The organism is Streptomyces iconiensis (genome assembly GCF_028657195.3).
GTDB lineage: Bacteria > Actinomycetota > Actinomycetes > Streptomycetales > Streptomycetaceae > Streptomyces > Streptomyces iconiensis.
In genome coordinates this window covers 1-9,318 of record NZ_JANCPR020000097.1, presented here as the reverse complement: position 1 = coordinate 9,318, position 9,318 = coordinate 1, and the positions used below count along the sequence as shown (strand labels likewise).

Annotated in this window: 17 protein-coding genes; all 17 read right to left on the bottom strand. The window is 72.2% G+C overall.

From position 1 onward, the window contains the following. Nucleotides 1–1,873, bottom strand: a 1,873-nt coding sequence (locus tag NMN56_RS42645; RefSeq protein ID WP_430542854.1) for an FtsK/SpoIIIE domain-containing protein, incomplete at its 3' end; no start/stop codon positions are given. Between the two features lie 93 nt (nucleotides 1,874–1,966). Next, entirely contained in the window at nucleotides 1,967–2,275 is a 309-nt protein-coding gene (locus NMN56_RS42640) for a hypothetical protein (protein WP_274046948.1), read from the bottom strand. A gap of 30 nt (nucleotides 2,276–2,305) precedes the next feature. Next, nucleotides 2,306–2,497 (bottom strand): hypothetical protein, encoded by a 192-nt coding sequence (locus NMN56_RS42635; RefSeq protein WP_274046947.1) that lies wholly within the window; start codon nucleotides 2,495–2,497, stop codon nucleotides 2,306–2,308. Between the two features lie 11 nt (nucleotides 2,498–2,508). Next, nucleotides 2,509–3,015 (bottom strand): hypothetical protein, encoded by a 507-nt coding sequence (locus tag NMN56_RS42630; protein ID WP_274046946.1) that lies wholly within the window; start codon nucleotides 3,013–3,015, stop codon nucleotides 2,509–2,511. Further along, complete coding sequence (locus NMN56_RS42625) at nucleotides 3,012–3,317, bottom strand: hypothetical protein (protein WP_274046945.1); 306 nt, start codon at nucleotides 3,315–3,317, stop codon at nucleotides 3,012–3,014. The genes NMN56_RS42630 and NMN56_RS42625 overlap by 4 nt, the downstream gene beginning before the upstream one ends. A 28-nt stretch (nucleotides 3,318–3,345) precedes the next feature. Beyond that, entirely contained in the window at nucleotides 3,346–3,735 is a 390-nt protein-coding gene (locus NMN56_RS42620) for an RRQRL motif-containing zinc-binding protein (RefSeq protein ID WP_274046944.1), read from the bottom strand. Next, entirely contained in the window at nucleotides 3,735–5,030 is a 1,296-nt protein-coding gene (locus NMN56_RS42615) for a hypothetical protein (protein WP_274046943.1), read from the bottom strand. The genes NMN56_RS42620 and NMN56_RS42615 overlap by 1 nt, the downstream gene beginning before the upstream one ends. Beyond that, a complete protein-coding gene (locus NMN56_RS42610) occupies nucleotides 5,027–5,692 on the bottom strand; it encodes a GGDEF domain-containing protein (protein WP_274046942.1) in 666 nt (221 codons plus the stop codon). Before NMN56_RS42610 ends, NMN56_RS42615 begins: the two co-directional genes overlap by 4 nt. Then, a complete protein-coding gene (locus NMN56_RS42605) occupies nucleotides 5,689–6,003 on the bottom strand; it encodes a hypothetical protein (RefSeq protein WP_274046941.1) in 315 nt (104 codons plus the stop codon). The genes NMN56_RS42610 and NMN56_RS42605 overlap by 4 nt, the downstream gene beginning before the upstream one ends. Next, nucleotides 6,000–6,449: a Pycsar system effector family protein gene (locus NMN56_RS42600; protein ID WP_274046939.1), complete on the bottom strand. Its 450-nt coding sequence runs from the start codon at nucleotides 6,447–6,449 to the stop codon at nucleotides 6,000–6,002. Before NMN56_RS42600 ends, NMN56_RS42605 begins: the two co-directional genes overlap by 4 nt. Beyond that, nucleotides 6,446–6,718, bottom strand: a complete 273-nt coding sequence (locus tag NMN56_RS42595) for a DUF6284 family protein (protein ID WP_274046938.1) — start codon at nucleotides 6,716–6,718, stop codon at nucleotides 6,446–6,448. Before NMN56_RS42595 ends, NMN56_RS42600 begins: the two co-directional genes overlap by 4 nt. Nucleotides 6,719–6,867: 149 nt before the next feature. Next, nucleotides 6,868–7,029 (bottom strand): hypothetical protein, encoded by a 162-nt coding sequence (locus NMN56_RS42590; RefSeq protein ID WP_274046937.1) that lies wholly within the window; start codon nucleotides 7,027–7,029, stop codon nucleotides 6,868–6,870. Continuing rightward, complete coding sequence (locus tag NMN56_RS42585) at nucleotides 7,026–7,166, bottom strand: hypothetical protein (RefSeq protein WP_274046936.1); 141 nt, start codon at nucleotides 7,164–7,166, stop codon at nucleotides 7,026–7,028. The genes NMN56_RS42590 and NMN56_RS42585 overlap by 4 nt, the downstream gene beginning before the upstream one ends. 121 nt (nucleotides 7,167–7,287) lie before the next feature. Next, nucleotides 7,288–8,124 carry a class I SAM-dependent methyltransferase gene (locus NMN56_RS42580; protein ID WP_274046935.1) on the bottom strand — a complete coding sequence of 279 codons (837 nt, stop codon included), beginning with the start codon at nucleotides 8,122–8,124 and terminating at the stop codon, nucleotides 7,288–7,290. After that, a complete protein-coding gene (locus NMN56_RS42575) occupies nucleotides 8,121–8,618 on the bottom strand; it encodes a hypothetical protein (RefSeq protein WP_274046934.1) in 498 nt (165 codons plus the stop codon). Before NMN56_RS42575 ends, NMN56_RS42580 begins: the two co-directional genes overlap by 4 nt. A gap of 110 nt (nucleotides 8,619–8,728) precedes the next feature. Then, on the bottom strand, nucleotides 8,729–8,881 hold the full coding sequence (locus NMN56_RS42570) for a hypothetical protein (RefSeq protein WP_274046932.1): 153 nt from the start codon (nucleotides 8,879–8,881) through the stop codon (nucleotides 8,729–8,731). Nucleotides 8,882–9,041: 160 nt separating this feature from the next. Further along, nucleotides 9,042–9,318 (bottom strand): hypothetical protein (locus tag NMN56_RS42565; RefSeq protein ID WP_283742571.1); only part of this gene is annotated, 277 nt, incomplete at its 5' end.

Genomic DNA, 9,318 nt, shown 5'->3' with positions numbered 1-9,318 from the left:
CCTGGGCTTGGTCATCGTCCACGTAGTGGGTGCGGATGGTGATGGAGGACTGGCCGGGGGAGAGCTTCACGCCGTCGCCGGCCACCACGACGGTGCCCTTGTCCAGGCCCTGGCGCAGCTTGTGCGGAGCGGCCCCGCCGTCCACGGCCTTGTCCCCCAGCGCCATACGCGCCTGCGATTCGGTGCCCAGCACCAGCGAGGCGCGGATGTGGGCGCCCTCGCGCACGAGCTTGGGCAGGTTCTGATCGGTGGGGTCCTGGGTGCCCTGCCACAGCAGCACGTCCACCACACGGCCCTGGTTGTGAATCTTCCGCACGGCCTGGAAGTAGCGCGAGGTCGCCTTGGTCCCACCCAACGGCCGCTTGTCCACAGCGCCGATCGGTTTGCCGTTCTCGTCCACGGGCCGGTCATCCTCGCTGAGCGCGGGACACATGAACGCCACCTGCGCCTCGTCCACCAGCAGGATCAGCGGACGGAACGTCGTGCCGGCCGGGGCCATGATGCGGCGCTCCATCTCGGCAACGCCCTCTTCGAGCATGTCCACGACCCGCGCGACGTGCTCATCGGTCGGCCCCTCGATCAGGACACTGGCGATGCCCTCGAACGGCTTCCAGTCCCCGACGCCCTTCAGGTCCCCGATGCGGAACTCGACGCTCTTGTCGAGGGCCAGCCACAGCGCCAGCGCCCGCAGCGCGGCGGTCTTGCCCTGGTTGGACAGGCCCGTGATGAGCATGTGCCGCTGGAAGAGACTGATGAGTGCGGCATCTCCGCGCAGGTCCTGGCCCCACGGGGCACGGCCGCCCTTGTAGTCCCCGACCGCTTCCATGTCGGTGACCAGCGGTGAGGGGCCGATCGGCTCGTCCAGCGCGCCGGAGTCGGCCACCCACAGCCGCACGGTACGGGCGGCTTCGGGAATGGTGATGAACACCTCGTGTTCATGCCGGGCCAGGTTCTCCGCCAGCTTGCGGCGCCGCTGCTGGACCTCGTTGGTCGAGACCCCGGACGGCAGTGTGACATCCACCTCCACGCCGCATCCGGCGATCCGGATCGGACCGAGCATGCCGGCGCCGGCGTCCTCCATCTCCTTGATGGCCCCGCGCAGCGGTGCGATACCCAGGTTGCGCAGGGCCTGGACCACGACGGACGGGGTGATCGGCTCCCCCTCGCTGCCGCGCTCGTTGGCCGGGAGTGCCCAGGCGGGTGCGGCGCTGCGGGCGCGGCCGATGTTCCACAGCGTCAGCAGCACCAGCCACGGCGCCACAACCTTGCCCGCACCCCACACCACCGAGGCGATGACCACGATCCAGCGGATCGTCTCCACGGCGGCCATGAACGGGCCCACGATCAGCGCCGGTTCACTCTCGGCCAGCGCCAGCACGCCACCCAGGGCCAGCAGCCCACCCGTCGTGGCGCCGACGCCGACAGCGGCGCCCTTGGCCAGACGCTGCGGGGCGGTGAGCAGGTCCATACGGCGCTGGTGCCGGGCCGCGCGGAAGGCCCTGCCGCGCTCCTCCCACTCCCGGGCCTCCTCCGGGTTGCCCGCGGCTTCGGCCGTGCGCATCATCCGCTCGTAGCGGGCAGCGCTGCGTCCGTCCCACACCCGGCGCGCGAGGATGCCACTGCCCGACAGCATGTAGGAGCCGTGCCGGACCACGAAACGCCCGGCGGTACGGGTGCGCTCATCGCTGAAGGCCACGCGTGCGGCGCGCATTCCGCGCACCCACACCCGATCCCGTGCCCTCTCCTGCTCAGGTGTCCCGGGCGGCTTGACCAGGGACACCTTCGGCCCCGCCGTGGCTTCCCTGGCGGCGCGGTGGTCGGCGAGGCTGTGCACGGTGCCCACTTCTGGCACCGCCGCCGTCAGCTCGGTCATGATGGGGGTTCTCCTGTCTCGTCTCTTGGGCGGTGCAGGGGCCCGCGACGACCGACGACGCTGGCAGGCACTGGCGGTCGTCGCGGGGCGGAGCTACCTGCGGGCGCGTTCGATGTCGCGCAACCGCTTCTCGGCGTCCTTGCGGGCCTGGCGTGCGGCGCCGCGCTCCTGGTGGGAGGCGGCCCGTTCGCGGACCCTGGCGGTGGCCACCGCGTCCTTGGCGGCGCTCAGCTCCCGCTGGTAGGCGAGTGCTTCGCGTTGCGCGCGGTCCTCTGCCACCGCCTCGATACGGTCCAACTCGCGGTCGATGGCGGCGGTGTCGCCGTAGGCGTTCTTGGCGCCCTTGGCCAGCAGCCGGGCCCGCCTGGCCTTCTCGGCCGTGGTGTAGATGCGCTGGGCCATGCTTCGGTCTCCTCCGGGGTTGTGTTGGTGTCAGCCGGTCTTGCGCAGTTCATCGGTGCGGCACAGAACGGGCCCGACCAGCGGGCCAACGCCGTGGACGGTCCAGCGGCCGGCCGTGAGAGGGCCGGGCGGAACCTCGTCCACGATCCGGCCGGTGCGTCCGGCCGCGCGGGGGTCGTCCTCGCACGAGACGATCCGTACGGTGTCGCCGGCGGTGAACATGCGGGCCCTCCTCATGACAGGTGGCGGGCAAGGCGTTCGAGGCGCGTGGCCTCGCGCTCGTCCCGGTCGATGCGCCGGTTCATGGCGCGCGCCCGGGAATCGGAGATTGGCTCGATGCCGTAGTTGTGCCGCAGTCCGGCGAGGAGTTCCGCGCGGGCGCCGGGGCGGTGGAACTGCGCGGCGTGGACGAGTTCGTGCACGAGCGTGGTGTCCACCTCGTCCCGGCCACGGCCGGTGTGCCGGTCGGCGTTGACCAGCACCAGCACCCCGCCGGGCGAGAGCACCGTGCGGCCGAACACGCTCTCATCAGGGCGTCGGCCGGCGCTGCCCCCACCGGCCACGGCTCGTTCCGCGTCGGTGGCCAGCTTGCCCAGGTCCCGGCCGTTGGTGAGGATCAGTTCGGTACGCGGCAGCGCCCCCACGCGCCGGGCGACCAGCGAGGCGGCCTCCTGCGCGATGTCCCGCACCCGGCGGGACAGGTGCCGGTCACGGTGCTCGATACGTACACAGAGGTTCATGGCCGCCCCTCGCGGGTGAAGTCGGTGAAGACGGTGCGCAGCACGACCACGCACGTGGTGAGCGCGACGGCGCCGACGGCGAACGCGACCATGGACACGGCCAGCCCGACCGCGAGGAACGTCCCCGCGATACCGATGGCGACCCACTTGCCCACTGCCCCCTGCTGGGGCGGCGGGGGGTGCTGGCAGGGTGCGGGCTGGGTCTGTTGTGCGGCTTGGACGGCGGCCAGGAGCATGGCGAACTGCTCACCCTGCCGGGCCGCCTCGACCGCGTCTTTTGACGCCTTCTCGATATCGCTCATACGCGGGATTCCTTTCGCGGGGTGTGGGTCAGGCAGGGGTCCATTGGTCGTCGGGGTAGGCGCAGGGGATGCACATGCCGAGGGAGCGCGGGATGCAGTACCCGGCATCCAGGCGGCAGTTGGGGCAGGTGCGGCGGGCGAGCATGGCCAGGGCCAGGGCGCCCCACTTGCGGGAGGTCATCCGCCGCACGGGCTTGGCCGCATCGAGGCGGTAGAGGTAGGCCACGGACACCCCGCCGGGGTTGCGGCGGGAGCGGCGCATCACCTGTCCTGCTATCGGCTGCCCGCCCGGCCGCAGTCCTCGTGCGCGGAGCTGCCGGCGGGTGGCCATGCCGTCCGGGGCGTACTTCCACGGGTAGGTGGGGACGCCGTAGCGGGCGCCGGTCGGGTCCCAGCACTCGCCGAACGCGGCCGACATCAGCCGACCGCCGACAGGCGGGCAGGCGGGGAATCAGCCAGGCGGGTTTCTACGGCCTTGATGCGCTTGCGTCCCCAGCCTTCGCTGAAGCCGAATTCCCGGCCCAGCGCGGCCGGTCCGAGGGGGGCGCCGGCGTCGAGGGATTCGGCGTACGTGGTCTCGGCGCGTTGGCGGGTGCGTTCCATCTCCGCGTCGGTGTACGCCTGAGCGCGGGTGCCGTGTACGCCCGTACGCCGCTGGGCCGCCACACGCTGTACGGGGCCCGGTTTCGGGGTGACCGTACGGGTGTTGGCCTGCGCGTACGCACCGGACGCGGCCCCGTCCGTACGGCCCTGCGTACGCCAACGGACCTTCCAGCCCGTACGGGAGGGGAGGGAGCGCGTACGCGTACGGCGCCTGCGGGTGCCGTCCCAGTCGGCTGCCTGCTTGCGGCGGTGCTGGGCCCGGCGGGTGGCACGGATCTCGCGCACGGTCGGCTGTCCGGGCGGGGCACCGTGCCGGCGCTCCCACACGAGAGCGAACGCCTCGGCGAACTCCGCTCCGGTCGCGTCCGCGTGGTGACGGGCACGCGCGGACAGCCACGGGTGCCGACGCCGGATGCGGCGCCAGCGGGCGAGTTGGGCGGCGCTCTTGCCGCTCAGGGCCGCACGCCGCGAGCGCATCACGGTGCCCCACAGGATGAGCGCGGCCAGGGAGGCGGCGGCGAACGCACCGGCCCGGTACAGGCCGGCCGCGCTGGCGTCCTGGAGAAGGTGACCGGCCGCGTTGACGGCGGCGGCCACCAGCGCGGAGACCCACGTAGCGGCGTAGAGGCGGCGGTGAGGGCGCTTGTGGCTGATGGCGGCAGCGGTCAGACCCGCGAGGGTCAACGTCATGCCCTCGGTCAGCACGGGCACGCCGACGGATGCGGCTTCCATGCCGGCGGCGACGGCGGCGTCCATCTGACCTGTCCAGCCCATCACCAGCGAGACAACGACGACCGGGATACCGGGCAGCGGCATGTGTGCACTGACCGCCGCACGTGCGGCGGTCAGGCGGCGGGTGCGGGCCTTGCGCCGCTCGCTGCGGCGCTTGGTACGCGCCTTACGGGCCTTCTCCCGCGCCTCCAGGCGCGCTTGGCGGTCGGCGGTGTGCTGCTCGGTGTGCAGCCGTGCCGCCTCGCGGCGGTCGGTGCGCTCTTCCTCCCGCGCGGCGCGCAGGTCCTCGCGGCGCTGCGCGGCCTCGGCTGCCCGGTCCTGGCGCCGCTCCTCCCGGCGGGAGGGAGCGGCTGGCGGGGCAGGAATCTGGATACTCACTGTCCACTCACCTCCGGGGCGGTGTCGGTGCGGGGGTGGGTGCCGGGGCGTCCGGCACGGCGACCGTTGACGGTGGCCAGCGCGGGTGCGTCGGGTGCGGCGGTCAGCCAGCCGCCCCCGCCCCGCTTGGCGATGTACATGGCCTCATCCGCACGACGCATCGCCGACGATGCGTCGGGGATCGGCAGGTCCCCGGACCAACAGCCGCCCACCGAGGCGCCCACCGCCAGCTCACGTCCATCAACCCAGGTCGGGACAGTCAGTTCGTCGTGCAGGCCGCGCAGCAGCCACGGCAGCGCGACCGGATCGGCCATGGGTGCCACGAGGGCGAATTCGTCCCCGCCCAGTCGGGCCGCGATCCCGCCCGGCGGGCCGTTCAGCGCGTCGGACAGGCACCCGGCGGCGGCAGTCAGCACAGCATCCCCGGCCGCGTGGCCATGGGTGTCGTTGACGGTCTTGAAACCGTCCAGGTCGATGAAGGCCACCGCACACGGCCCCGCCGCCAGCAGGCGCACCGCGCGCTGCTCGAACAGCTCCCGGGTCAGCAGACCGGTCAGCGGATCGCGGCGGGCGGCTTCCAGGCGGCGGCGCCACACCAGCGTGTGCACACCCCAGCCCGCCGCGAGAGGCGCCGCCACAGCGGCGGCCAGTCGGGGACTCATGCCACACCCCCGGCGTCGGTGTTGAGCAGTGCGACCAGGTAGACGGCCAGGGCGGGAGGTCCCACTTCGAGGTAGGGCCACGGGCAGCAGTCGTAGACGCCTTCGTGGTCGGGTGCCTCATCCGGCGTGCCCTCGCGGATGCGGCCGTGGTCGGGGCTCTCGCAGACCAGCGCGACACCGGCTTGGTAGTCGAGTGAGACCAGCCGCCAGCGCAGGCGCAGGCCCCGGTCGTTGAGGGCGCACAGCTCGGCCACGGCCGCATGCCGGGCAGTGCTCAGCGCAGTTACGCGCTCGTCGGAGTGGACGCTCATGCCGCACCTGCCAGGGTGATGCCGGCCGCGCAGACCAGCAGGGCGCCGGCCGCGCAAGTGAGGTGGATGGCCTGTCGCAGGCGGGCGAACTTGCCCACCGCGATCCTCGACAGGTTGCCGATGTCGTGCGGGAGACGGTCCGCGACCAGGTGCGCGCGCAGCTGGTCGGGGGCGAGGGTGGCCCAGTGCGGGAAGCCACCGCCGCCGTTCAGGTTCGGGCGGACCGTGAGCAGCAACAGCGCCACCGACGCCAGCAGCACCCCGGCCCCGGCGGCGCCGACCACGACGCCGGCCGTGGTCATACGCATGTTGGTTGCCGCGGTGAGGACACCGGCCAGCAGCGCGCCGTTGAAAGCGAGCAGCAGCGACGCCTTGGTGTCCGTACGCGCCAGCTCGGACTTCACCTCGTTGTGCGCGGCGCTCAGGGCCGCCTCTTCCCGGTTCACGCCCCCACCCCCGGCACGTCGCCCGTGGTGGTCGGGGCGTTGGCCAGGTCGCGGCGCGCGTTGAGGACGCGGCGCAGGGCCCGCCGGACCCGGAAGGTGTCCAGCTCGCTGGCGGGGCGGTCGAGCGTCATGATCTGTACGTCCAACAGGTCGACCTCGGCGGTGATGACGGGCATCTCGGCCTCGATGGCGGCCAGTTCACCGGCCGTGGGCTCCCGCCAGGGGGCGAAGGCCGTAACGGCCTCTTGAACAGTGACGATGTGGTCCATGGGTCGTGCTTCCTCTCAGGTTGGGGCGGCCCGAAAGCGGCCCCGGTGTGTCAGCACCGGGGCCGCGCCGTATCAGGGGAGGGGCCAGGGGCGGGGAGCTGCCTGGTCGGGAGCTCCCGCCGCCCCCGGCCCGGGGCAGGCAGAGCGGGTCAGCGATCGGGCGTGCTGTCCGGCTCTGTCTGCGGGGTGCACCGCTGGGGGTGCTCGATGGCCAGGCGCGCGAACGCGGCCTCAAGCCCGGGGTCGTCCATCTCGTGCCGTTGCACGGCGGCGTGCGCGTCATCCGCCCTCGGCGGGGCCTGGGCGGTCATGACTGGCCGCCCTTCATGCGCGCGTTGTCCTCGCTGCGCCGGTTGGCTTCGGCGACCTGCCGGGCCAGGTCCTTGCGCTCCTGCTCGTTCAGCGCCACCGGCCGCAACGCGGCAGGCAGGCGGCTAGGGTTGTTCACGGTCAACCTCCTGGCTTCATCAGGTGGTTCGATCAGGTCCGGCAGGTGTTGACGCACCTGTCGGGCCGTTCTTTGTGGGGCTGGGATTCCCGGTGGCGCTGCGAGCGCAGCGCGCCGGGAGTCAGCGTGTGGCGGTGCAGTACAGCGTCGGTGTGGTGAAGGTGATCGCGCCTTGTGTCCGGGCGGCCTGAAGCCAGGCGTTCCGGTAGCGTTCGGCGCCCTTCGCGCCCCACAGGGCTGTGGCCAGTTCCAGCACCGTGGCGGCGCCGGCGTGTCCGCGCTGGTCGAGGTAGGCCGCAGCGGCGGCTTCGCCGGCCAGTCGCTGCCGGTGGGGCTCCAGCTCCGCGCTGTGGAGGTGGAAGCCAGCGGCTTCCAGAGCGCCACGCAGGCGGGAGGGAGTGAAGGCGAGCATCGTGCGGGACTGCTCGCCGCTGTCCGCCTGGGCCCGTGCCAGGCCGGCCAACTCCGCTTCGGTGAAACCCTCCAGTGCCGCGTCGTGGGCACGCTGTGCGTTGACCGGCTCGAACAGAGACAGCCGCCCACCGGGGCGCAGGACCCGGGCGGCCTCACGGGCGACCGCTTCCAGGTCCGGAAGGTAGATGAGAACCGAGCGGATGACGACGGCGTCCGCCACCGCGTCATGCAGCGGTAGACGGCGGGCGCTCCCCGCCACGGCGGAGACCGTGGCGGGGAGGCGCGACAGGGCTTGGGTGGACGGATCGATGGCGATGACGCTGCCACCGGGCCCGACCAGTTCGACGGCGCCGCAGGCGAGGAGTCCGGTACCGGCTCCCAGGTCGACCACACGGTCCCCGGGGGCGATACGGGCTCCTGCCAGGACGCGGCCACGGATGGCGTTCAGTGCCGAGACGGTACGGGCCTTCCCGTCCGTGCCGGACTGCGCGTCACGCTCACGCGTGAGCCAGTCCGCCCACTGTCCTGCCGCGCTCCCGGTCATGCCGCCGCTGCCTCCTGGCAGGCCGTGAAGGTGAAGGCGGGCCCGACCGCGCTGTTGAGCGAGGGCGTCAGCGCCGTGAGCCCGGCGTCCTTCTCTCGATGGTAGATGGCCTCTGCCGCGTCGATCTGCCGATCGGACAACAGGGCATGACCGCGCTCTCCGTACTCGAAGAACAGGGCCTCATCGGTGGCGAAGAGTTCGGCGTGCTGCGCGATGAGGTCCTTGCGCAGGTTGACGAACTCCGCGTCGACACGGCCCCACTTGACCTCAAGCTGCTCGGTGACCCGGGCGAACTCCAGCCGCAGCGCGACCTGCTTGTCGTGGTACTCGCGGGAGACATCCAGCAGCCCGGTGACCTGCTCGCCCGTCAGCCCGAGTTCAGCGTGATGCGCCAACAGGCGGGTGAACAGGGCCCCTGCCGGTGCCATGGACTGACACGGCGTGTCGATCAGATAGCCCGGCTTCGCGAACGCCGCGTGATTGATGGTGCACATACGATCCCCTCTCGGTGGATGAAGCACACGGAGCGGAAAGCTCCCCGCCCACCCCCACACCACGCGGGCGCGGGGATGGACGGGCAACCGTCAGCTACGGCCGCCGTGGTTCAGGCGCCTTCGCGGCCTATCTGGTCGATCACGTCGTTCATGTTCTGGTGAAGCCGCTCGTGCTCGGGGGAGTCCGCCGGGATATCGGCGGCCAACTTGGCGGTCTCTGCCAGGTAGTCACGCATTTCATCGGCACTGGGGTGGCTCGGCATTCCGGGGTCTCCTTCGGTGTGTGGCACGGACTCGGGTGTCCGGCTCCCCGCCGGTCCCGGAGCGCTGCTCCGGGGTCACAGGCAACCGCCGTCGGGCCGGGGCAGGCCCGACGGCGTCACGCGTCCTGGTCGGCGCGGTCGAAGTCGAGCGCCATGCCGACTACTTGAACTCGCCGCGCACGCCGTTCGGGTTGCCGCCGTAGATGAACGTCGTCCCCTCGCCCTCGACCTTCGGGGCGTCGATGGACGAGCCGTCGTCGCTGCTGGTGTGCACGGTGCCGGTCACGCCGCCACTGATGTCCCGCGCCTGGATGACGCTGCCGACCTGGCCGCTGACCGTGTTGTACGTGTCGCCGCTCATGGAAGGGTCTCCGTCCTGGTGCCGGGCCTGTCCCGGCTCCCCGCCCTCCCCGTCGCTGGTGGGCGTCGGGGAGGAC

Bases quoted from the DNA above. Each gene is read 5' to 3' on its own strand.
- NMN56_RS42575 (WP_274046934.1), bottom strand. From the start codon at position 8,618: ATGTGCACCATCAATCACGCGGCGTTCGCGAAGCCGGGCTATCTGATC.
- NMN56_RS42625 (WP_274046945.1), bottom strand. From the start codon at position 3,317: ATGAGCGATATCGAGAAGGCGTCAAAAGACGCGGTCGAGGCGGCCCGG.
- NMN56_RS42610 (WP_274046942.1), bottom strand. From the start codon at position 5,692: ATGAGTCCCCGACTGGCCGCCGCTGTGGCGGCGCCTCTCGCGGCGGGC.
- NMN56_RS42620 (WP_274046944.1), bottom strand. From the start codon at position 3,735: ATGTCGGCCGCGTTCGGCGAGTGCTGGGACCCGACCGGCGCCCGCTAC.
- NMN56_RS42570 (WP_274046932.1), bottom strand. From the start codon at position 8,881: ATGCCGAGCCACCCCAGTGCCGATGAAATGCGTGACTACCTGGCAGAG.
- NMN56_RS42635 (WP_274046947.1), bottom strand. From the start codon at position 2,497: ATGTTCACCGCCGGCGACACCGTACGGATCGTCTCGTGCGAGGACGAC.
- NMN56_RS42605 (WP_274046941.1), bottom strand. From the start codon at position 6,003: ATGAGCGTCCACTCCGACGAGCGCGTAACTGCGCTGAGCACTGCCCGG.
- NMN56_RS42640 (WP_274046948.1), bottom strand. From the start codon at position 2,275: ATGGCCCAGCGCATCTACACCACGGCCGAGAAGGCCAGGCGGGCCCGG.
- NMN56_RS42590 (WP_274046937.1), bottom strand. From the start codon at position 7,029: ATGACCGCCCAGGCCCCGCCGAGGGCGGATGACGCGCACGCCGCCGTG.
- NMN56_RS42630 (WP_274046946.1), bottom strand. From the start codon at position 3,015: ATGAACCTCTGTGTACGTATCGAGCACCGTGACCGGCACCTGTCCCGC.
- NMN56_RS42595 (WP_274046938.1), bottom strand. From the start codon at position 6,718: ATGGACCACATCGTCACTGTTCAAGAGGCCGTTACGGCCTTCGCCCCC.
- NMN56_RS42580 (WP_274046935.1), bottom strand. From the start codon at position 8,124: ATGACCGGGAGCGCGGCAGGACAGTGGGCGGACTGGCTCACGCGTGAG.